The 22,010-nt window shown below is 67.9% G+C and carries 18 protein-coding genes; 3 read left to right on the plus strand and 15 right to left on the minus strand.

What is annotated here, in order from left to right:
• Nucleotides 1–79: 79 nt before the first annotated feature.
• Entirely contained in the window at nt 80–1,075 is a 996-nt protein-coding gene (locus ACFOW6_RS13145) for a TRAP transporter substrate-binding protein (protein ID WP_382422841.1), read from the minus strand.
• A gap of 222 nt (nt 1,076–1,297) precedes the next feature.
• Here ACFOW6_RS13145 and ACFOW6_RS13150 point away from each other — a divergent pair, with 222 nt between their 5' ends.
• Nucleotides 1,298–1,987 (plus strand): MBL fold metallo-hydrolase, encoded by a 690-nt coding sequence (locus ACFOW6_RS13150; protein ID WP_382422842.1) that lies wholly within the window; start codon nt 1,298–1,300, stop codon nt 1,985–1,987.
• A 10-nt stretch (nt 1,988–1,997) separates the two neighbouring features.
• Here ACFOW6_RS13150 and ACFOW6_RS13155 read toward each other — a convergent pair whose 3' ends face one another.
• From ACFOW6_RS13155 to tsaE, 8 genes are all read right to left on the minus strand, one after another.
• Nucleotides 1,998–2,831: a dienelactone hydrolase family protein gene (locus ACFOW6_RS13155; RefSeq protein ID WP_382422843.1), complete on the minus strand. Its 834-nt coding sequence runs from the start codon at nt 2,829–2,831 to the stop codon at nt 1,998–2,000.
• 146 nt (nt 2,832–2,977) lie between these two features.
• Nucleotides 2,978–3,280: a 50S ribosomal protein L28 gene (gene rpmB, locus ACFOW6_RS13160; RefSeq protein ID WP_382422844.1), complete on the minus strand. Its 303-nt coding sequence runs from the start codon at nt 3,278–3,280 to the stop codon at nt 2,978–2,980.
• A 138-nt stretch (nt 3,281–3,418) separates the two neighbouring features.
• Nucleotides 3,419–3,739, minus strand: coding sequence for a thioredoxin TrxA (gene trxA, locus ACFOW6_RS13165; protein WP_382422845.1), 321 nt, complete (start codon nt 3,737–3,739; stop codon nt 3,419–3,421).
• A 78-nt stretch (nt 3,740–3,817) separates the two neighbouring features.
• A complete protein-coding gene (addA, locus tag ACFOW6_RS13170; protein ID WP_382422846.1) occupies nt 3,818–7,351 on the minus strand; it encodes a double-strand break repair helicase AddA in 3,534 nt (1,177 codons plus the stop codon).
• On the minus strand, nt 7,348–10,383 hold the full coding sequence (addB, locus tag ACFOW6_RS13175) for a double-strand break repair protein AddB (protein WP_382422847.1): 3,036 nt from the start codon (nt 10,381–10,383) through the stop codon (nt 7,348–7,350). Before addB ends, addA begins: the two co-directional genes overlap by 4 nt.
• 3 nt (nt 10,384–10,386) lie before the next feature.
• Entirely contained in the window at nt 10,387–11,133 is a 747-nt protein-coding gene (locus tag ACFOW6_RS13180) for a nucleotidyltransferase family protein (protein WP_382422848.1), read from the minus strand.
• Nucleotides 11,130–12,188, minus strand: a complete 1,059-nt coding sequence (locus ACFOW6_RS13185; protein WP_382422849.1) for an aminoglycoside phosphotransferase family protein — start codon at nt 12,186–12,188, stop codon at nt 11,130–11,132. Before ACFOW6_RS13185 ends, ACFOW6_RS13180 begins: the two co-directional genes overlap by 4 nt.
• Nucleotides 12,185–12,664 carry a tRNA (adenosine(37)-N6)-threonylcarbamoyltransferase complex ATPase subunit type 1 TsaE gene (tsaE, locus tag ACFOW6_RS13190; RefSeq protein WP_382422850.1) on the minus strand — a complete coding sequence of 160 codons (480 nt, stop codon included), beginning with the start codon at nt 12,662–12,664 and terminating at the stop codon, nt 12,185–12,187. The genes ACFOW6_RS13185 and tsaE overlap by 4 nt, the downstream gene beginning before the upstream one ends.
• A 181-nt stretch (nt 12,665–12,845) precedes the next feature.
• On the opposite strand from tsaE, the gene ACFOW6_RS13195 reads away from it, so the two are divergent.
• Entirely contained in the window at nt 12,846–13,865 is a 1,020-nt protein-coding gene (locus tag ACFOW6_RS13195; protein WP_382422851.1) for an NAD(P)/FAD-dependent oxidoreductase, read from the plus strand.
• A gap of 37 nt (nt 13,866–13,902) precedes the next feature.
• Here ACFOW6_RS13195 and ACFOW6_RS13200 read toward each other — a convergent pair whose 3' ends face one another.
• Nucleotides 13,903–16,098 carry a sensor histidine kinase gene (locus tag ACFOW6_RS13200; protein WP_382422852.1) on the minus strand — a complete coding sequence of 732 codons (2,196 nt, stop codon included), beginning with the start codon at nt 16,096–16,098 and terminating at the stop codon, nt 13,903–13,905.
• Nucleotides 16,099–16,440: 342 nt separating this feature from the next.
• Between ACFOW6_RS13200 and ACFOW6_RS13205 the strand changes: the two genes are divergently transcribed.
• Complete coding sequence (locus ACFOW6_RS13205; protein ID WP_382422853.1) at nt 16,441–17,781, plus strand: sodium-dependent transporter; 1,341 nt, start codon at nt 16,441–16,443, stop codon at nt 17,779–17,781.
• 19 nt (nt 17,782–17,800) lie between these two features.
• Here the strand turns inward: ACFOW6_RS13205 and ACFOW6_RS13210 are convergent, their stop codons facing one another.
• Genes ACFOW6_RS13210 through coaBC form a run of 5 tightly spaced genes read right to left on the minus strand, consistent with a single transcriptional unit; the run spans nt 17,801 to nt 21,962 of the window.
• Nucleotides 17,801–18,652 (minus strand): HesA/MoeB/ThiF family protein, encoded by an 852-nt coding sequence (locus ACFOW6_RS13210; RefSeq protein ID WP_382422854.1) that lies wholly within the window; start codon nt 18,650–18,652, stop codon nt 17,801–17,803.
• A gap of 22 nt (nt 18,653–18,674) precedes the next feature.
• Entirely contained in the window at nt 18,675–19,670 is a 996-nt protein-coding gene (gene cysK / locus ACFOW6_RS13215; RefSeq protein WP_382422855.1) for a cysteine synthase A, read from the minus strand.
• Nucleotides 19,671–19,711: 41 nt separating this feature from the next.
• Nucleotides 19,712–20,170, minus strand: coding sequence for an RrF2 family transcriptional regulator (locus ACFOW6_RS13220; RefSeq protein ID WP_382422856.1), 459 nt, complete (start codon nt 20,168–20,170; stop codon nt 19,712–19,714).
• A 57-nt stretch (nt 20,171–20,227) separates the two neighbouring features.
• Nucleotides 20,228–20,737 carry a dUTP diphosphatase gene (gene dut, locus ACFOW6_RS13225; protein WP_382422857.1) on the minus strand — a complete coding sequence of 170 codons (510 nt, stop codon included), beginning with the start codon at nt 20,735–20,737 and terminating at the stop codon, nt 20,228–20,230.
• A complete protein-coding gene (coaBC, locus tag ACFOW6_RS13230; protein WP_382422858.1) occupies nt 20,730–21,962 on the minus strand; it encodes a bifunctional phosphopantothenoylcysteine decarboxylase/phosphopantothenate--cysteine ligase CoaBC in 1,233 nt (410 codons plus the stop codon). Before coaBC ends, dut begins: the two co-directional genes overlap by 8 nt.
• Nucleotides 21,963–22,010 lie beyond the last annotated feature (48 nt).

The following is a 22,010-nucleotide window of genomic DNA, read 5'->3' on the forward strand; positions in this document are numbered from 1 at the left end:
AACACCACATGACCACGGGCATGCCGACCGGCGTGGATCCGGCCGGCACGCCCGTTTGGTCATGAAGCTTGACCCCGGGTCAGTTGGCGAGGAAGGCGTCCAGGATCTTCTGGCCCTCTTCGCCGGCGCGCTCGGCCCATTCGGCAGACATGGTCTCGCCGATCTCGAGCAGGGAATCACGAAGCTCCTCGCTCGGCTCGTAGACCTCGATGCCGTTCTCGGCGAGGACTTCCGTCTGGGTCTTCGTCTCTTCCATGGACATCTCCCAGCCACGGGCCTCGGCCTCGCCGGCGGCTTCCATGACGGCCTCCTGCACCTCGGGCGACAGGGCGTCGAAGGCATCCTGGTTCACCACGATGATGTTCTTCGGCAGCCAGGCACGGGTATCGGCGTAGTAGTCCAGGAAGTCCCAGGCCTTCACGTTCACGCCGGTGGACGGCGAGGTGATCATGGCGTCGACGCGGCCGGTGGAGAAGGCCTGTGCCAGATCCGGCACCTCGACCTGGGTCGGCACGGCCCCGGCCAGCTGGGCCAGGCGCTCGGTGGTGTTGTTGTAGCTGCGGAAGCTGGTGCCGCTCAGGTCGTCGATGGTCTGCAGCTTCTCGGTGGTGTAGATGCCCTGCGGCGGCCAGGCCACGGCATAGAGCACCTTGAGGTTCTGCTGGGCGAGGAGCTCTTCGGTCTTCTCGCGGGAGACCTCCCAGAGCTTGCCGGCCTCTTCATAGCTGGTGGCCAGGAAGGGCACGGAATCAATCTGGAAGATGGCATTCTCGTTGGCCAGCAGCGACAGCAGGAATTCGCCGGCCTGGACCTGTCCGCCGCGCACGGCGTTCTTGATCTCCGGGTGCTCGATCAGGGAGCCGTTGGAATGCACCGTGATGGTCAGCTCACCGTCGGTGGCTTCCTCGACGTCCTCGGCGAACTGGATGATGTTCTGGGTGTGAAAGTTGCCCTCGGGGTAGGGCGTCGGCATGTCCCAGTTCTCGGCGGCGGCCACGCCGGCAGTCATGGTAAGCCCGAGGCCCATGGCGGCGGCGCCGGTCGCGAGACGGGACAGGATCGTCTTGGTCGTCATGATGTTGATACTCCCTGATGCCTGGATTGTCTTGATCGTTGTATTGGCGAACGCGTTGATGCGATAGCCTTAAGTTTCGGCATGATCATCATAATTCAACGACAAAGTGTCAAGGAACGGCAAATTTGCCCAGCGCACCCTTGAGGCCCTTGCCGGCTTCGGCGAGACTTTCCGGCGCTGATGCGCGCGGCGTCATCATACAAGAGAGGAAAGGAAAACCCCGTGACGGCGGACTACGAGATTATCCTGCAGGGCAACAACCTGCGCCTCCGGGAAGGCTTCCTGGGCCTGGCGAACGTCAGCCTGATCCACACAGCCCAGGGCCCGATGCTGTTCGATGTCGGGCATTTCGTGAACCGCGAGGGCCTGCTGGCCGCCCTGGCGGCGCGGGACCTGGCGCCCGCGGACATTCCCTTCGTCTTCCTCTCGCACCTGCATTTCGACCACAGCCTGAACATCGACCTGTTTCCCGAAGCCAAGGTCTTTGTCAGTCAACGGGAATGGGATTACGCTGCAGCCCCGCACGAGAGGGACGCGTTCATCCCGAAGATGATCCGCATGCAGCTGGAGGGTTTCAACCTCGAGCTTCTGGACGGCGAGCCGGACCTGTTCCCGGGCGTGCGGACCCTGGCAGTGCCGGGGCACACACCAGGATCCTATGCCCTGGACCTGGATACACCGGACAAGGGCCGCGTGGTGATCGCCGGCGATGCCATCAAGTACCCCAAGGAGGTGGTGGGCCGGCGCTGCGACATGGCCTTCGACACCCTGGAGGCGGGCACCCGGAGCATCGAACGCATCCTCGCCATCGCCGATCGCATCGTGCCGGGCCATTTCCCGGAGATGGTGCGCCAGCCGGATGGAACCTTCCTCTGGCAGGACGCAGCCTCCTTCGAGCTGCTGGTCCGCTGAGGCTCTGCGATCACTCGCGCAACTGCGCCTTCAGGAACACCAGCGTGCGGTCCCAGGCCGTTGCGGCGTCCTCCTCGTCATAGCGGGCGCCGGTCGGATTGGCGAAAGCATGGCCGGCATCGTACCAGTAGAGCGTGAGGTCCTTGCCCGCCTCGTCCATGCGACTGGCGAAGGTCTCCACCATCTCCGCGGTGATGGCCTCGTCCTGGCGGCCGAAGTGGCCGAGCACCGGCCCCTTCAGTTTCTTCAGGTCCTCGACAGAACGATCCACGCGTCCGTAGTAGATGACCGTGGCATCCACCGGAGTGGCGATGGAGGCATTGAGCGACCAGGCACCACCGAAGCACCAGCCGACAGTGGCCACCTTGCCGGTGCTGTCATCGTGGTCCCTCAACCAGTCGATCCAGGCGACCAGGGTTTCAGTGGCCACTTCTGGATCGAGCTCCTGGGTCAGTTCGCGTGCCTTCTCGCGATTACCGGCCTCGGCGACCTCGCCGCCGTAAAGGTCGACGGCCAGCGCAAGGTAACCCTGCTCGGCGAACTCCGCGGCCATGGTCTTGATCTGGTCGTTCAGGCCCCACCATTCGTGGATCAGCAGAACGGCCTGGGCCGGCGTGTCCGCAGGCCGGGCAAGGGATGCACTCACCGTGTCGCCGTTGGACAGGGTAAGCTGTACTTCCTCAAGGGTTTCCGCCGCGGCGCGGGCGAGCTTGGGGTTGGCAAGCACGTTGGCGAGGCCAGAGGCCAACGGGGCCGCAGCCAGGCCCTTCAGCACACTGCGGCGGCCATAGCCCGAACCTTCGGCCGGGCCAAGAGGAATGGTCTTGTAGATCGGAGACTTCATCGCGCACCTCCTTCTCGGACTCGTGAACGCGGAGAAACGCAGTGTAGCATGAAACCGTCTGTTGATCCCACCATAGCTCGCGCAGACGCAAAAAGGCCCGCCGTGATGGCGGGCCTTCATGACAAAACCGTCTTTTTACCAGGCGCTTAACTGGCGGCACTCTCCGCGCTGGCTGCCGCACGGGCAATACGGCGCTTGAGCTGTTGGGCCTCCTGGCCGAGCTTGCCGTTCGGCGTACCCAGCAGATAGGCGTCGAGGCCGCCCTTGTGCTCGATGGTGCGGATGGAGGAGGTTGCCAGGCGCAGAGGCACCATTTGCCCCAGCGCATCACTGTAAAGTGAGGTTGCCTGCAGGTTCGGCAGAAAGCGACGCCGGGTCTTGTTGTTGGCGTGGCTAACATTGTTGCCGCTCAGGACACCCTTGCCGGTGAAGGCGCAACGTCGTGCCATGATCTCGGTTCCGTTTCGAATCGTCGGTTAAAATGATTTGCGCCGGAAGGGGATACCCATCCGGGCGCGCAACTGCCTTCTACGCAAGCCGGCGTGCGGCGTCAAGCCCCACGCCGGCATGAGGGGCGCAGACAGGGCCTAGATGTGTTCCTCGATCCAGGCCTGGAGCTGGTTCTTGGGCAGGGCGCCCACCTTGGTGGCACTGACGGCCCCGTCCTTGAACAGCATCAGGGTGGGAATGCCGCGCACGCCGTACTTGGCCGGTGTTGCGGGATTCTCGTCGATGTTCACCTTGGCGACCGTGATCTTGCCGTCCAGGGCCTGGGAAATCTCCTCCAGTGCGGGAGAGATCATCTTGCAGGGGCCGCACCATTCGGCCCAGAAATCGACGACAACCGGGCGGTCCGCCTTCAGGACATCCTCGTCGAAACTGCTGTCCGTGACCTGTGTGGTAGTCATGGGTGTACCTCGTTTACTGGTGACCCGGGATTCGCCCGGCTGATTTGGCTGAAGTATTGGCGCCTGTGCCCAAAGGCGTCAAGGCGCATGGCGGGATAGCAGATCTGCGTCCAGCTCCATGAGGCGCGGCCCGTTGGTCCAGAGCAGGGCACACCTGATGGTCCGGCCGGGGTAGACGTCCGACAGCACATGGCGATAGGCGGCCATCTGCCGCAGGTAGACCGCTGGAACTTCGTCGAGCGTTCGCGGCGGCGGTCGATTGGTCTTGTAATCCAGCACCAATACCTCGTCGTCCAACACGGCCAGCCGGTCGATCTGGCCGCTGATCACTTGGGCCTGCGCACTGGAATGGACAAGTCCCGTGATCGGGACCTCGGCGCGGCTGTCAGGTCCGAAGAACCCGGCGAAGGCCGGGTCTTCGAGGACGGCAAGGGTCTCATCGAGAATTTCGCTGCGCTCCGCCTCGTCCAGTGCGAAGGCGCTCTGGCCCAGGAAGCGCATCCCCGCCGACCGACGGTCCCCGGCCGGCAGGTCGGGCAGGTGTTCCAGAAGGCTGTGGACCAGCCGGCCATGGCGGAAGACATGGGCCGGAGAGCCCTGCAGGGGCGAGCGGGCCGGTGGGTCGTCCAAGCTCGGGCGGGAGGGGGCGAGCGGCCGCGGCGGGTCGGCCTCGGCCGGCGGATCGCGCAGCAGCCAGTCCGGCAAGGGCGTGTCGCGCCCGGCCTGCGGGGGCGCATCGTCCCGCTTGTCCGGCTGGGCGGTGGCCGCCGTGTCCAGGCGCCAGCCGGGACCGCTCCAGCCATTCGGGATCTCGTCGCTGAAGTCGAATTCGACCGGCGTGGCGCCGGCCGCTTCCATGGCGGGCTCGACGAGCCTGTACCAGCAGGTTTCGGGCGTTGTCCTGCGGGTTTCCCAACCGCAGATGTAGAGCCGGTCTTCCGCCCGCGTCAGTGCCACGTAGAGCAGGCGCCGATACTCCTCGTCCTGGCGTTGCGCTTCGGCCTCCAGGGCCGTGCGGCAGCGCTCCTCTGCCATGCCGCTGCGCGGCAGCCAGACCGGCAGGCTGGTGCCCTGCTGGTCCAGCCACAGCAGGCGCGGCGTATTGTTGCTGACCTGCATGGTGTCCGGCAGGATCACGATCGGGGCTTGCAGACCCTTGGCCCCGTGTACCGTCATGATGCGCACGGCGCCGCCATCGCTCTCCAGGTCGCGCTTCACCTCGCGTTCGCCTGTCTCCAGCCAATGCAGGAATCCCTGCAGCGACGGGGTGTGTTCGCTCTCGTATGCCAGCGCAAGCGAGAGGAATTCCTCGAGAGGATCGGCGGCATCCGGCCCGAGGCGGGCCAGAAGGCGCCGGCGGGCGCCGCGCGCCAGCAGGTCGGCATAGAACTCGTACGGGGGTCGGTAATCGGCCTCGGCCAGCAGATGGCGCAGGAACTCGCTGGCCTGCGCCAGCTCGGGATCGTCCTCCGCGGCGGTGCGCAGCCGGTGCCAGAGCGTGCTTCCGCGGCGACGATTCCAGGCCAGCCCGAACAGCTGCTCCTCGCTGAGGCCGACCAGGGGACTGCGCAGGACCACGGCCAGGGTCAGGTCGTCTTCGGGCAGCAGCAGGAAGCGGCCAAGCGCCATCAGGTCCATCACCGCCATCTGGTCGGTCAGGACCATGCGGTCGACACCGGCCACGGGCACGTCGCGTGCCTTCAGCTCGCGCACCAGCTCGGTCACGAAGGCATTGCGCCGGCGCACCAGGACCAGGATGTCGCCGGGCCGCACCGGCCGGCCGTGGGAGTCCAGCCAGGCCTCGTCGCCCGGTTGCGCCTGGTCGCCGGGGGCCGTCCAGCCGTGGATCCGGCGCGCCAGCAGAGCGGCCAGGCGGGCGCGCGGCTGGTCGTCTTCCTGGCGCGCTAGCGGCAGGTTCCAGGGAGATTCGCTGTCCTCGTCCTGGGGGCTGGCTGGCGGCCAGAGTTCCACGCGCCCGGGCTGGCCAACGCGTACGGCGTCATGGGTCAGCCAGCCGCGGCCGAAAGTGACGCCGGCCTGCATGTTCTCCCGCTCGAAGACCGCATCCACCAGGTCGAGCACGGCCTGGCAGGAGCGGAAGGAGTGCATGAGGTCCACCGAGGCCCAGTTCTTGCGTGCGGCCCGCGCACGTTCGCCGAAGTGGCTCTGCATGCGGGCAAAGGCCGCCGGTTCGGCCCGCTGGAAGCTGTAGATGGACTGCTTGGCGTCGCCCACGGCGAACACGGTCCGCGCATCCAGCCCCTGGGCCGTCTCGTGGCCGCTTTCCCCGGCGAAGAAGTCGGTGGTGATCAGGCGCACGATCTCCCATTGCTCCGGGTTGGTGTCCTGGGCCTCGTCCACCAGGACATGGTCGATGCCGCCGTCCAGCTTGTAGAGCACCCAGGGCGAGATGCCCGGCCGGGCCAGGAGGTCGCGGCTCTTGAGGATCAGGTCCTCGTAATCCATCAGTCCGCGCAAGGCCTTCTCCCGCTCGTAGCTCTGCAGGATGCGCAGGCCGAGCTGCAGCAGGGCCGAGGTGGCCTCGGCGATGCGCAGGGCCCGGACTCGGTCCTGAAGGTGCTCCAGGCGGGCGGCTTCGCGCTCGAGGATGTCGCCGGCTTCAGGCAGCATGGCGAGCGTCTCCTTGTGGGCCTGCTTGCTGCGCCGGCTGCCCGTCGTCGTGAAGAAGACGCCAAGGTACGTTTCCCAATCGCGGGCCCGGTACTCGGCACTTTGCGCCAGCCATCCGGCCAGGATTTCGCCGCGACTGCGATCGCTCTTGCCGCCCTGCATGAGGGCTTCGGCGGCGCGACGCAGGTCGTCCGCGTCAAAGGACACGTCCCGGCAGGCATCCTCCAGCAGCTCCTGGGACGAGGCCTGCCCCGCCACGTCCAGGGCTCGGAAAACGGCCTGCAGCAGCTTTTCCTCGGACCCCAGCTCGCGCAGCAGGCGCGCCAGGCGGTCGCGTTCGTGGATCAGGCCGTCCAGCAGGCGCTGGAAGTCGTCCTCGCCGACCAGCGCCGTGATCCGGTCGATGGCGGCATCCAGGCGCTCCTCGCCGGCCTGGCCCAGGGACGCCAGGACCGCTTCACGGGCCGCGGTCAGCAGGTCCTGCTGGCCGCGTTCCTCGACCAGGCGGAAATGCGGGGCGATGCCGGCTTCCAGCGGGAAGCGCCCCAGCAAGGCCTGGCAGAAGCCGTGGATGGTCTGGATCTTGATGCCCCCGGGGGCATCCAGCACCGCCGCGAAGAGCTGGCGGGCGCGCAGCCGGACCTCCGGCGCCGGGTCCGCGTGGCCCAACTCGGCCAGCGCCGTGTCCAGCTTGTCCGGCAGGGCCGTCGCCCATTCCTTCAGTGTCCGTGCGAGGCGGATGCGCATCTCCGCGGCGGCCGCCTTGGTGAAGGTCAGGCAGACGATCTTGTTGGGCGGCGTGCCGTCCAGCAGCAGGTTCAGCACGCGGTCGGTCAGGACCTTGGTCTTGCCGGTTCCGGCCGAGGCGGTGACCCAGGCCGATGTGCGCGGGTCGGCGGCGCGGCGCTGGCGATCGGAGGCGCCGCGCTCGCGCTGCCTGCGGTCCTGTTCGGCGGCACTCATGTGTTCGCTCGCGCTCATGCGTCCCCCGTACTGGTCGCGGCCCATTCCTTCAGCCGGGCGAGGTGGCTGTAGTCGTTGTAGGCCAGGGCATAGGCCGGCCGCGGCCGCGCATGATAGGCCGTCTCCGGATCCTCGAAGGCGCGCACCAGCCGCTCGAGGCCCTCCAGGGCCTGTCGCGCCAGGTCGTCCAGGCTTTCCTCTTTCGGCGGCGCGATGTCGGCTTCCGTGCCGGCCGCCTCGTCACCGCTGAGGCGCCAGAAAACAAGCGCTTCGACGGAGTCCGCCGGCACCTCCTCGAAGCCACCGGCCCGGGCGATGGCGGCCTCCAGGGGCAGCTGCGGGGCCAGTCCGGAGTGGACCGCCTTCTTCGAGGGCAGGGTGCCGGTCTTGTAGTCCAGCAGGGCCAACCCGCGCGTCGCACGGCATTCGATGCGGTCCGCCTTGGCGGTCAGTTGGAACCCGCCCGGCAGCTCCAGCCGACCCTGGACTTCCGCCAGGATCCGGCCGTCGCCGAGCTCGGCCCGGCGCCGGGCCTCGGCCGCGCCGACCCACTGGGCGATCCGGCGGAAGCGTGGCATCCAGAAGGCGTAGAGGCCCGGCCAGGCGCGCAGGTCGGCGAATTCCTCCTCGCCGATGGCCAGCAGCTCGGCGGCGGGGTCCGCCGGCAGCTCGCGCGGCCACTTGCATACGAAGCGTTCCAGGATGCGGTGGATCAGGGTGCCCCGTTCGGCCAGCGAGGGGTCGGCATCCAGGGGATCCAGCGGCCTCAGGCCCAGGATTTCCCGGGCGTAGAGGGCGTAGGGGTCGCGCAGCCAGGTCTCGACGCGCGTGACGGACAGGCGCTTGGGGCGCGCCTCCAGTGGCGGCCGCGGCGCCGGCGCGGCGCAGGCGCGGACCTCTGCCGGTCGGTCGATCTCTTCCGTCCAGCGCTGCAGGCGCGGCGAAATATCCTCGATGGCCTCGGCGTCGCCATGGCTTTCCAGGCAGGCTTCCAGGCGCAACAGCCAGCGCGAAGGAACCGTGGGCGAGCCTTCCACACGGGTGGAGCGCGACAGCACCACCTCGGGGGCGCAGAAGGCCTGGGCGAAGTCGTGGGCGGACAGGCCGATGCGGCGTTCCAGCGGGGGCAGGCCGAAGTCACGGCGCATTGGGCGGCTGAGCCAGGGGCCGGGTTCGCTCTCCGCCGGCCAGGTGCCCTCGTTGAGGCCGCCCAGGATCAAGAGGTCGCGATGCAACAGGCGCGCTTCCAGCGGGCCCAGGATGGCCAGGCGCGGGTGCCGGCCATGGCGTGGGCGGACCACACGACCGCTCATCAGGCTGTCCAGCAGGGCCGGGTAGTCACCCGGGCCCACCTCGGGGCTGCGCCCGGCAGCCTCGCGCAGTTCCGCAACGAAGTCGGCCGCGGCCTCCCCGGCTTCACCGGCCCACAGTGCGGCGGCACCGGCCTCCTCGTCGGTGCCGGCCAGGTATTCGGCAAAGCCCAGATGAGCTTCCAGCAGCTCGCTCAGACTGCCGCCGTTCCGACGCAGCTCGCCGCAGGGCCGGAAGGCGGCGGCCAGGTCGTTCAGCCATTCCTCCAGGGCGGCGCGTTCGGCCTCGTCCAGTCCGCTCTGACGCAGCGCCGCATGCAGTCCCTCGAAGCCCGGTGCTGGCCGCGGCCCGCGCAGCACGGCGCGCTCCAGCCGGCGCAGGATTTCCCGGAACCGGCCGGGCGGCTGCCCGCCGCGGGCGAGCGGATGCTTGAGGGCTGCCAGCAGCGGCAGCGGGGCGCAGTCCTCCTCGAGCATGGCCGCGGTCAGGCGCAGGAACTGGCCGGGCGGCGTGAGGGCCAGCGGCTGGCCCGCCGAATCGTCGATGTCGATGTTCCAGCGCCGCAGTTCGGCGGCCACGCGGCGGGCCAGGTCGCGGTCCGGCGTGACCAGGGCGGCCGTCTTCTCCGGCGTCTCCAGGGCCTGGCGCAGCAACAGCGCGATGGCCAGCGCCTCTTCGCCCGGACTGCGGCAGGACAGGCGCTTCACGGCGTTCAGGCAGGCGCGCAACCCGCTTGCGTCAGGCGTGCTTTCCCTCGGGGCATCTGGCTGCCAGAGCTGTGTGGTTTGCGCGGGCAAGAGAGCCTGGGCCACGAGACGCCGGCGCTGGCTGGCGTCGCTCGCCACCTCGCCGGCCGGCCAGACGCCCACCGCGCTGCGCGGGATTTCCAGGCGCTCCAGCAGGCGGGCCAGGCCGTACTGGGGATGAGCGGGATCCTGGCCGATCCAGGACCAGACCTCGTCGCTGCAGTCCCGGTCGAGGCCGGGCAGGACGATCTCGCCGCGCGGCAGTTCCGCGATCGCGGCCAGCAGGTCCGCGGTCGAGGGGATCGAGCCGGTAGAGCCGGCGGCGATCACGGGTGTCTCCGGCGGACGTTTCCGCCACAGGGCGATCCGCTGCTCGTGCAGGCGCCGTCGGCGCTCGGCCGGGCCGATGCAGCCTTCGGCTGCCTCGATCTGCGGCCAATGCTCGGTGACCAGGCGCAGGAAGTCCAGGGTCTCTTCCCAGTGCGCGGCCAGGTCGCCCTCGACCAGCCTGTCCAGGCCGGCGAAGTCCAGGCCCTCGGTCTGAACCTGGTCGAAGAAGCGCGCCAGTTCGGCGGCCAGCTCCACGGCCGCCACGTCCTGGGAGGATCCGCCCAGAGCGGCCCCCTCAGGAGTGCGCTGCCGGCGCCAGGCCTGCACCAGCCGGGCCAGCATCAGCTGCCGACTCAGGCCGGGCAGAGCTGGCGGCAGGTCGAAGGCCTTCGCGTCCGAGAGGCCGTCCTCCTCGCTCAGCAGGATCTCCTCGGGGTCCAGGTCGCCCAGCGGCATCATGCGGGGCAGCAGCAGGGAGCGGCCGCCGGAACGCCGCAGGAAGGCCTCCTGCAGGCTGCGCACCGCGCGCCGGGTGGGGAGCAGCAGGGTTGCCCCGGACAGCTCCATGGGCTCGGCAAAGCGCTGCAGCAGGCCGTCCGCGAGTGCGTCGACGAAGGACACCTCCGGGGGAATGGTCGAGATGCGGGCGGTGCTGACGGGCATGATCTAGACGACGGGATCCGGGCGGGGTGCGCCGAGCTCGTATGACAGCTCCTGCTCGGTCTCCTGCAGCAGCTCCGGCGTACCCACGTGGAACCACAGGCCGTCGTGGCGCAGGCCGTAGAGACGCTGGCTCTCCATGGCGCGGTCCCAGAGCCGGTTCAGCGAGAAGGGGCCTTTCTGGACCCCCTCGAAGAGGCGGGGGTGCAGGATCTGCAGGCCGGTAAAGACGAAGGGCGCCACCTCGCGCTCGTTGCGCCGGCGAACCTGGCCGTCCGGCGCCAGGGCGAAATCCCCCTGACCCTCGTAGCCGAAAGCCATGGCCGAGCAATGGAGCAGCAGGAGGGCATCCATTTTCTCGTCGTTCCACACGGAGGCCAAGCGCTGCAGGGCCGGGCGCAGGCCGTCCAGCCAGACCACGTCACTGTTGGCGACGAAGAAGGCCTCCTCGCCCAGCAGCGGCAGCGCGTTGGCGATGCCGCCGCCGGTGTCCAGCAGCTCCTCCTCCTCGGAAAAGCGGATCTTCGGCTTGCTGCGTCCGGACAGGTGCCGGCGCAGCATGTCGCCCTTGTAGTGCAGGTTGACCACCGCCTCCTCGACAGTGGAATCGGCCAGGCGATCCAGGACCCGGTCGATCATGGGGCGACCGTGGACCTCGATCAGGGGCTTGGGACGCTCGTTGGTCAACGGCTGCATGCGTTTGCCGTATCCGGCGGCAAGGACCATGGCACGGGTCGGGGGGCTCTGGATCATGTGGACGCTCCGGTGGAAACGGGATTGCTGTCGGGGCGGCGCCGGGCCGGGGGCGGAACGTGACGCTCGAGCCAGTCGCGCAGGGGGGCTAGTTCGGGACGTGCCAGCTCCTCCCCGAACAGGCGCCAGAGACGGGGAATGTGGTCCAGGTAACGGGGCTTGCCGTCGCGTCGCGCCAGGCGGGTGAAGATGCCGATGATCTTGGCGTTGCGCTGGGCGCCGAGAGTCCAATAGGCGCGCTGGAAGGCTTCGGGGGACCAGTCGGGGAAAGCGGCCAGGTAGCGCTCCAGCTCTCGCGCCTGCAGTCCGGCCGGCACGTCGCGGCGGGCATCGCGCAGCAGCGAGACCAGGTCGTAGGCCGGTGCGCCGAGCAGCGCGTCCTGGAAGTCCAGCAGCCCGCAGGCGGCAACGCCGTCGCGCTGCGGCAGGATCATCAGGTTGTCCACGTGATAGTCGCGCAGGACCAGGACGGAGGGCAGCGAGACCTGGTTCACCACGGGATCCAGGAGGGTCCGCCAGATGGCGAGATAGTCCGCCCGCGCCGCAGTGGAAAGAGGATGGCCCACCGCAGGAAGGTACCAGTCCACGAACAGGGCAGCCTCTTCCAGCAGCCTGTCCGTATCGTAGGAGGCCAGCCCGTGCGCCTCGCCCGCACCTTGCCAGCGCGTGTGCATGGCGATCAGGGTGTCCACCGCAAGATCGTAGAGTGCCTGCTCGTCCGCGCCTTCGGCCAGGGCGCGCGTGAAGGTCCGGTCCCCGAAATCCTCCAGCAGGAGGAAGCCCTGCTGGAGGTCCTGTGCCAGAATGCGCGGCGCACTGAGGCCCAGGGTCGCCAGCTGTGTGGCGACATGCAGATAGGCCGCCGCATTCTCCTTCTGGGGCGGCGCATCCATGAGGACCGCCTGTTTGCCATCCTGATGGACGCGGAAATAGCGCCGGAAAGAGGCATCGGCCGCCAGCAGGCCGAGTTCGGCTCCGCCCCAGCCGCAGTCTCGCAGGAACGCGTGGGCCGTCGCCTGGCGCTGCTCTTCCGTCGAGTTGACCCCTTGCTTCATGCCCTGTCCTGTCCACGCTGTTCGGCGAGGCGTCCGCACCAAGTCCCGACGGGCGTCAGGCGGGCCTCGCGGCTGTCCTGCGGGGTTTTGTAGCGGATTTCGATTTCGAGTCGCGAGGAGGGAAGCTCGCCACCCAGACGTTCCGGCCACTCGATCAGCGAGATGCCGTCGGCCAGGGCCTCCTCGAAGCCGAGCTCCCAGGCCTCCTCCGGGCTTTCCAGGCGATAGAGGTCGAAGTGCCAGACCTCCTGCGCGCCGCGCTGATAGGTCTGGACCAGGGTGAAGGTGGGGCTGGGCACCTCTTCCTGTGGACCCGGCAGGGCGTTGATGAAGGCGCGGGCGAAGACGCTCTTGCCGGCGCCCAGGTCGCCCGAGAGCAGGATCACGTCGCCGGTGCGCGCCAGGGGGGCCAGCTCGCTTGCCATCTCGGCCGTCGCGCTCTCGCTGGGCAGTTGTCTCGAAACGCTCTCTGTCACGCGCTCTTCCGGAGAGGTTGCTCTTGAACCCTGTTCGCTACGTTCGCCCTTTATACAAGGCTCTGTCTCCACAGCAACGCCCGACTGGTTCAGGGCGGGCCCGAGGCTCTTGCAAGTCCGGGGTGCTGCGGCCATTTTAGCCGCGCTCCATCGCCAACCGTTTTCATGTTCGGGGTATTCAATGCCAGAAGCACCTGTGCGCACGGACGTGGCCATTGTCGGGGCCGGTCCCGTCGGCCTGTTTGCCGTCTTCGAATGCGGCATGCTGAAGATGCACTGTCATGTCATCGATACCCTGGAAGTGCCTGGGGGCCAGTGCGCGGCGCTCTATCCCGAGAAGCCGATCTATGACATTCCCGGCTATCCGCGTGTGGGTGCCGGCGAGCTGATCGAGCAGCTGCTGGAGCAGGCGGCGCCCTTCGAGCCGGTCTATCACATGGACCAGCGCGTGGAGAAGCTGGAGCGGGTCGGCGAGTGGTGGCGGCTGACCACTACGCGCGACACGGTGGTGGAGGCCAAGGCCATCATCATGGCGGCGGGTGTGGGGGCCTTCGGGCCGAACCGGCCGCCGCTGGAAAACATCCAGGCCTACGAGGGCAAATCGGTCTTCTATTACGTGACGAAACCCGAGGACTTCCGCGACAGGTCCGTGGTGATCGCAGGCGGCGGGGATTCGGCCCTGGACTGGTCGATCCTGCTGGCCGAGATCGCGCGCAAGGTCTACGTAGTCCACCGCCGGCCCAAGTTCCGTGGGGCGCCGGACAGCGTCGCCAAGCTGCAGGCCCTGGCCGGCGCCGGGCAGGTGGAACTGGTGATTCCCTATCAGCTGCACCGGCTGGAGGGCCGCGACGGCGAGCTGGAGGCCGTTGTCGTGCGCGATTTCGACGGTGGCGAGAAGGCCCTGGAGGCCGACCGCCTGCTGCCCTTCTTCGGTCTGTCCATGGATCTGGGCCCGATTCGCGACTGGGGCCTGGACCTGGACCGGCAGACGCTGACCGTGGATCCCTTCACCTGCGAGACCAACCTGCCCGGCATCCACGCCATCGGCGACATCGCCAGCTATCGCAACAAGCTGAAGCTGATCCTGACGGGCTTCTCGGAGGCGGCGACCGCGGCCCATGCCATCTATCCGCGCGTCCATCCCGGCGAAGAGCTGCACTGGGAGTATTCCACCACCAAGGGCGTGCCGGGACGGGCCTAAGGCGCACACCCCGAGTCCGTGCATTTCACGCGCAGCTTCAGGCAGATCCCCCGCCTTCGCCGGGTGGCGGAGAGAAGCGCTGCAGGAGGCGGCTGGCCGTGGTTTCCGCGGATCCGCTGCCGGGCAGTGCCCAGCCTTCTCCGTTGCCGGCCGGCAGGGCGTCGCCCTGGGGCGGCGAGATCGGCAGGTGGCAGGTGACCGTGGTGCCCTTGTCCACTTCCGAGGACAGCTCGATCCAGCCGCCGTGCAGCTCGATCAGGCTCTTGACCAGCGACAGGCCGAGGCCGGCGCCAGTGCGCTGGCGCCGGGTGTGGGACAGGCGGCCGCGTTCGAAGCGCCCGAAGATGCGCGACTGCTCCTCGTGGGGAATGCCGATGCCGTTGTCGCTGACCTTCAGCAGCACCTCATCGTCCGTGCGTTCGCCGGACAGCCGGATCGCGCCGCCGTCCGGCGTGAAGCGGAAGGCGTTGGACAGCAGGTTGAACAGGGCCTGCCGCAGGCGTCGCTCGTCGCAATGCAGCGTTTCCAGGTCCTCGCTACAGCTGACCTCGAGGGAGAGTTCGCGCAGGTGCGCCCGTTCGTGCCAGAGCCCCTGCACCGATTCCAGCAGGCCCGCCAGGCTGACCGGTGCCCGGTCGAGCTGCAGGTAGCCGGCCTCGATGGAGGCCAGGTCCAGGATGTCGTTGATGAGCGCGATCAGTCGTTCGGAGGATTCGACGATGGCCTGGGCGTACTCCTGCTGGCGCTCGTTCAGGGGCCCGAAGTAGCAGTTCTGCAGGATCTCGGCGAAGCCGATGGTGGCGTTGAGCGGCGTGCGCAGCTCGTAGGAGATGTTGGCGATGAACTCCGACTTCAGGCGGTCCGCGGTTTCCAGCGCCTCGTTGCGTTCGCGCAGAGCGCGCTCCACCCGCGTGGAATCGGTGATGTCCACATAGGTGAAGAGGCTGTCGCCGTCGGGCAGCGGCACCTGGGACCACTCCACGATGGAGCCGTCGGCGCGTTCCAGCTGGCCGTGGTCGGTTTCCGGCTCGGTGGCGCGCGCGACCATGTGCTCCAGGTAGGTCTCCCAGCCCTCCTCGTGCAGGTCGAAATAGTTGCGCCAGGCCTGGATGACGTCGCGCACGTGCGGCTCTTCGCCCAGCCAGTCCAGGGAGAGATTCCAGATCTCGGCGAAGGCGGGATTGTAGAGGCGCAGGCGTCCGTCGGCCCCGAAGACGGCGACGCCCTCGTGCAGGTTGTCCAGGGTTTCGCGCTGGACGTCCAGCAGGGTGTTGTAGGTGCGCTCGAGCTGCAGGCGGTCGGTCACGTCCTCGTAGGTCAGGATGATGCCGCTGGAGGGGTGCGGCGTCATGGTGACCCTGAGCGTGGTGCCGTCGGGCAGGTGGATGAGCTCCTCGGCGGGCTCCAGCAGGGTCTGGTACTGGCGCAGCAGCTGGCGCTTGTAGGCCGAGAAGTCGGCCTGTTCCGGCAGGCGGCGGTGCTCGCGCAGCCATTCCAGCAGGTCGAAGAGATGCGGCTTGCCCGACAGGAAGGAATCGTCGAGCCGCCAGATGCGTGCATAGGCCGTGTTGTAGAAGGCCAGGTGCATGTCGGATCCGTAGATCGCGATGCCGACGCCCAGGTGTTCCAGCAGGACGCTCTGGGCCTCCACGTAACGCTGGAAATCGGTGTTGAGCGCTTCCAGCTCGGTGATGTCCCGGGCGAGGCCAAGCAGGCTGCCGTCGGGCAGGGGCGTTTCCGTGATCTCCATCAGGCGCCGCTCGCCCCCCACCACGATGTGGAAGCGGCGTGATTCCGCCTGCTCGCTATTCAGGGCCTGGCGGGCCAGCTGGCGCGATTCGGCGCGGTCCTGATCCTCGACCAGTTCGGTGCCGTCGCGCAGGACTTGTTCGAAACTCTGTTCGACGGCCAGCAGGTAGGCCCGATTGCAGTAGGTCAGGGTCAGGTCGTCGCCGCGCTGCCAGACAGGCAGGGGCAGACTGTCCAGAAGGCCGCGCAGGGCCCGCTGGCCGGTCCGCGCGGCAGTGCGCTCGCTTTCCGTTGCACTCAGCAGTTCGTTCAGGTTGCCGACACGACGCTCCATGGCATCACGGCCGCGGCGCAGCTCCTCGACTTCGCGCCGATGCGCCTCGTGCTGATCGTGCAGGCGACGCCAGGTCCGCCACAGCAGGCCACCAATGATCAGCGCAAGCAGCAGGGCCGCCAGAAAGGGGAGGCCGAAAGCATCACTCATTCCGCGCATCCGGGTCGGCGCCGGGCTTCGGGCCCTGTTTTTGCAGGACGAACATTACGGTCTGCACCCCTGTACGGCCGTGTCACAAACTGCGCTACCGTTTTCTTCCGGAACTGCAATCAAGTCTAGGAATAACCGGTTTGACGGGCAAGAAAAGCACGCGGATTCCGTCGCCAAGCCCATCAAATGACATGGTGAGGCAAAAATAGGACCCTCCTGGTAGCCGGCCACATCGTTTCATTTCTTGGTGCCTTATGCTAGAATCTTTCAAGCTTTTCAAAGACTGTTTGCTTCCGGGGCTGGCAACAGCCGGGCGGGATCGACAGAGGTCAGGGGGAAGTGATGGCAAAGTCGTTTCATGCGCAGTGGTCATCGCGGATGACCTTCATCCTGGCCGCCACGGGCTCTGCCGTGGGGCTGGGCAACATCTGGCGGTTTCCCTATCTGACGGGCGACAGCGGCGGCGCGGCCTTCGTGCTGGTCTACCTGATCTGCATCGCTCTGATCGGGGTGCCGATCCTGGTCTCGGAATGGCTGATCGGTCGGCGCGGCCAGAGCAACCCGGTCAACAGCCTGAGCAAGCTGGCGCGCGAGAGCGGACGCAGCCAGGGCTGGATGGTCGTTGGAATCAGCGGCGTGCTCGGCGCCTTCCTGATCCTGTCCTTCTACAGCGTCATCGGCGGCTGGTCGCTGTCCTATACGCTGTCCTCGCTGACCGGGGAGTTCAGCGGCCAGGATGCCGCGACCATCGAGGGTCTGTTCGGCGACTTCCTGGGCAGTCCGGGCCTGTTGCTGCTGTGGCATTCGATCTTCATGGCCCTGGTGTTGGGCATCGTGGCCTTTGGCGTGAACAGGGGCCTTGAACGAGCCGTGCGGGTTCTGATGCCGGCGCTGGTGGTGCTGCTGGTCATCCTGGTGATCTACGGCATCTTCGGCGGGCATTTCGGCGAAGCCCTGGCCTTCATGTTCGCGCCCGACATGAGCGCGTTCACCGGCGATGTGATCCTGGCGGCCATGGGACAGGCCTTCTTCACCCTCTCGCTGGGCATGGGCATCATGATTGCCTATGGCTCCTATCTCGGTCAGGACGTGAAGCTGCTCGGTGCCGCGCGCACGGTCATCATCTTCGATACAGCGATCGCCATCCTGGCCGGCCTGGCGATCTTCCCCATCGTCTTCGCCAACGGACTGGACCCCAGCGAAGGGCCGGGGCTGATCTTCGTCACCCTGCCGATCGCCTTCGGCGGCATGGCCGCCGGCTGGATCCTGGGGCTGATCTTCTTCCTGCTGCTGACCTTCGCCGCGCTGACCTCGGCGATTTCCCTGCTGGAGCCGGTGGTGGAGATGCTGGAGGAGCGCACGCCGCTGAGCCGGGTGCCGGCCACCGTGGTGGCCGCATTCGCGATCTGGGGCCTGGGCATCGCCGCCCTGCTGTCCTTCAATGTCTGGGACGTCCCGGTGCTCTTCGGGCTCAACATCTTCAACCTGCTGGACACGGTGACGGCCAAGATCCTGTTGCCGCTGACCGGCCTGGGGGCGGTGCTCTTCGTCGCCTGGCAGCTGGACCGGAAGAGCGTGGAGAGCGAACTGGGCCTCAGCGGCACGACAGCCACGGTGTGGAACATCGTGGCCCGCTTCATCGCGCCCATCGGCGTGATCCTGGTCTTCATCTTCAGTTTCTGAGGCCGATGCACGTTGCCTGTCAGCCCTGCCCCCCCTCGGAGGCGGGGCTGCAGGCGGCGGCCGTGTCGTAGACGGCCGTCTCCAGTGCGTGGATGCGCGGCGTGCGGCCGCAGAGCGGGCAGTCGGGATCGGCCGGCAGGGTTATGGTCTGGAAGCGCATGGCCAGGGCATCGTAGAGCAGCAGGCGCCCGGCCATGCTCTCGCCCAGGTCCAGCAGTTCCTTCACCACCTCGGTGGCCTGCAGGCTGCCCATCACGCCCGGCAGCATGGCCAGAACCCCGACATCGGCACAGGAATCGCGGCCGGCCTCGGGCTGGTCCCCATAGAGACAGCGATAACAGGGATTCTGCCGCCCGTCCGCGCCATGGCCCAGGTGGCTGCGGAAGGTGGACAGCTGGCCGTCGAAGCGCATGATCGAGGCCGAAACCAGGCTGCGGCCGGCCAGATGGCAGGCGTCGTTCACCAGATAGCGCGTGGCGAAGGTGTCGCTGCCGTCGGCGACCAGGTCGTACTGACCGATGATGTCCAGGGCATTCGCCGCCGTCAGCCGGTCCTCGTGGGGCTGCACGACGATCTCGGGATTGAGCTGTCGCAGTCGCGCCGCCGCGCTCTCGGTCTTGGCCCGGCCGATGTCGTCGGTGCCGTGAATCACCTGGCGCTGCAGGTTGGCCAGGTCGACGCGGTCGTCGTCGATGACGCCCAGCGTGCCCACGCCGGCCGCAGCCAGATAGAGCAGCAGCGGCGAGCCCAGGCCGCCGGCGCCGATGACCAGAACCCGGGCGCCCGCCAGCGCCTCCTGCCCCTGTTCGCCGATCTCGTCGAGGACGAGATGACGGGCGTAGCGGTCGATCTGGGCGTCGGTGAAGTCCATCGCGGGTCCTTTGGCCGGGCGTCTAGAGTCCCTCGAACAGCTGGGTGGAGAGGTAGCGTTCGGCCATTGAGGGCAGGATGACCACCATGGACTTGCCGGAATTCTCCCGGCGCTCGCCCACCTCCAGGGCGGCGGCCAGCGCGGCCCCCGAGGAGATGCCCACCGGCAGGCCCTCGACGGCCGCGGTTTCGCGGGCGGTGCGGAAGGCCGTGTCATTGCCGATCTTCAGAACCTCGTCGATCAGGCTGGTGTCCAGGTTGCGGGGAACGAAGCCGGCGCCGATGCCCTCGATCCGGTGCGGGCCCGGCATGCCGCCGGACAGCACGGCGCTGTCCTCGGGTTCCACGGCGACGATGTGCAGGTCCGGATTGTGCTGGCGCAGCACACGGCCGACGCCGGTCAGCGTGCCGCCGGTGCCGACGCTGCTGACCAGGATGTCCACCCGGCCGCCACTGTCCGTCCAGATTTCATCGGCGGTGGTCTTCATGTGGATTTCGGGGTTGGCGGGGTTGTCGAACTGCTGCGGTATGACCGCATCGCCGATCTCCTCCAGCAAGGCATCGGCCCGGTCCAGCGCGCCGCGCATGCCCAGCGACCCGTCGGTCAGCTCAAGTCTGGCGCCCAGCAGCTTCAACATCTTGCGCCGTTCGGTGGAGCTGGTCTCCGGCATGGTCAGGATCAGGCGATAGCCCTTGGCGGCGCAGGCGAAGGCGAGCGCAATGCCGGTGTTGCCGCTGGTGGGCTCGATGATCGTGGTGTCCGGACCGATCTTTCCGCTGGCCTCGAGGGCCTCGATCATGGCTACACCAATGCGATCCTTGACGGAACTGAGCGGGTTGAAGAACTCGCACTTACCGAGGATGTCGGCCGGACAGCGCCGCGCCTCGGCAAGGCGCGAAAGGCGGATCAGCGGTGTGGCGCCCACGGTGTCCAGAACGGATTCGAAGATGCGCCCGCGAGAGGGCGGCGGGCTGGCGCTGGGAGGCGATCCGCGTTTCGGCGAGGTTGGGGAATCCATGGGCGATTGTCCGTTCAATGGTGACTGCGCTCGCGTGTGGATCAGATGGAGAAATCGGTGACCACCGGCGTGGCCTGGCTGCGGATGCCGGCCTGGCGGGCCTGGTTGCAGAGATCCTCGACCGTGATCGAATCCAGGCGCTCCATCATGTCGTTCTGCATCTTCGTCCAGATGGGACGGACCACGGCCTGGCCGAGCTCGGAACCTTCCTCGCCTTCGGCCAGGTCGATGCCGCCTTCCAGCTCGCGCACGATGCGTACGATGTCGCCGATGGAGATGTGCCGGCGCTCGCGGGCCAGGCGATAGCCGCCGCGCGGGCCGCGCTGGCCCGCCAGGATGCCGCGGTGTACCAGCTCCTGCAGCACCTGTTCCAGGTAGCGGCGGGGAATGCCCTGACGCGCCGAGATGTCCGAGGAGCGCACCGGCGCGGCCCCGGCGTTGTAGGCGATGTCCACCACGGCCTCGATGGCGAAGAGGAGTTTCTTGGAAAGACGCAGCATCGTTGGCGTATCCTGTCCTGGTTCCTGTCGCGTCAGGGGTTCGTGTCCGTCCTGTTCCTATCGCGGGACGGCGGGGCTTTCCAGCCCCGTGGAGCCGAACCCGCCGCTGCCTCGTGATGTGGTTTCCAGCGAGTCGCTTTCCACCCACTCGGCCTGGCAGTGGCGGGCGATCACCATCTGGGCGATGCGCAGGCCGCGGGTGACGGGAAAGCTCTCCTTGCCCAGATTGATCAGCAACACCTTGATCTCGCCGCGATAGTCGGCGTCGATGGTGCCGGGGCTGTTGAGCACCGTGACGGCATGGCGGAAGGCCAGGCCGGAGCGCGGCCGCACCTGGGCCTCCATCCCAGCCGGCAGGGCAATGGACAGCCCCGTCGGCACCGCCGCCCAGTCGCCGGGCTCGAGCACCAGGGGATCGTCCACGGCGGCCGGCAGGTCGACGCCCGCCGAGTGTTCGGTGGCATAGCTCGGCAGGGGCAGATCGGCGCCATGGGGCAGCCGCTGCAGGGGGATACGCTGGCGTTCAGGGGCCGTCAGGGGCTCGGTGGCGGTCGGGTGGTCAGTCATCGGCGGGTGTCTCGTCCTGTCTGTGTGGGCGGTCGAAGGCTTGGGCAATGCGCGCTGCCAGGCGCTGCGCCACGGCGTCCTTGCTGGAGCGGGGCCAGTCTTCCTGGCCCTGGTCGTCGATCAGGATGATGCGGTTGTCGGGACCGCCGAAAGTGCCGCTTTCCGCCGAAACGTCGTTGGCCAGAATCCAGTCGCAGCCCTTGCGCTGGCGCTTGGCGGCGGCCTGCTCGGCAATGTCGCTGGTTTCCGCGGCAAAGCCGATCACCAGCCGAGGGCGCTTTGCGCCGGAGGCCGAGAGCCGGGCCAGGATGTCGGGGTTCTCACAGAGCTTCAGGGCCGGGGGCTCCTTCCCGTCCTTCTTGATCTTCTGCCCCGCCTCCTCGCTTGCCCGCCAGTCCGAAACGGCGGCGGCGCAGATCGCGATATCGACCGGCAGGGCCCCCTCGCAGGCCTGCAGCATCTCGCGGGCAGAGTTTACATGCAGCGTGTTCACGCCCGGCGGATCGGGCAGGGTGACCGGGCCGCTGACCAGCGTGACCTCGGCGCCCTGACGCGCCAGTTCGGCAGCGATGGCATGGCCCTGCCGGCCCGAGGAGCGGTTGGCGATATAGCGCACCGGGTCGATGGCCTCGTGGGTCGGCCCGCTTGTGACCAGGGCACGCAGACCGGACAGCCTGCGCGATGCGCTGAAGTACGCCTCCGCCGCCGCAACGATGGTCTCGGGCTCCGCCATGCGGCCCGGGCCGTACTCCCCACAGGCCATCTCGCCCTCGTCGGGGCCGACCAAGTGCAGGCCGCGGGCCTGCAACCGGGTCAGGTTCTCCTGTGTGGCCGGATGCTGCCACATGCGCACGTTCATGGCCGGCGCGGCGAGCACCTCCTTGTCGGTGGCCAGCAGCAGGGTGGAGGCCAGGTCATCGGCCAGGCCGTTGGCCAGCTTGGCCAGCAGGTCGGCGCTGGCCGGGGCCACGATCACCAGGTCGGCGGCGCGGCTGAGCTCGATATGGCCCATTTCGGCCTCGTCGGTCAGCGAGAAGAGGTCCTGGTAGACCCGGTTGCCGCTGACCGAGGCCAGGGACAGCGGCGTGACGAACTGTTCGGCAGCCGGCGTCATGACCACACGTACCTCGGCGCCTTGCGCACGCAACCGGCGGACCAGGTCCGGTGTCTTGTAGGCGGCAATTCCGCCGGAAACGATCAGAAGCAGGCGTTTTCCCGAGAGCATATGACCTATATGATAGCATTACGCCTCCACGTCACGGGCATGGAGGGA

It is taken from the genome of Fodinicurvata halophila, from assembly GCF_042651425.1.
In the GTDB taxonomy this organism is placed as follows: domain Bacteria; phylum Pseudomonadota; class Alphaproteobacteria; order Kiloniellales; family DSM-21159; genus Fodinicurvata; species Fodinicurvata halophila.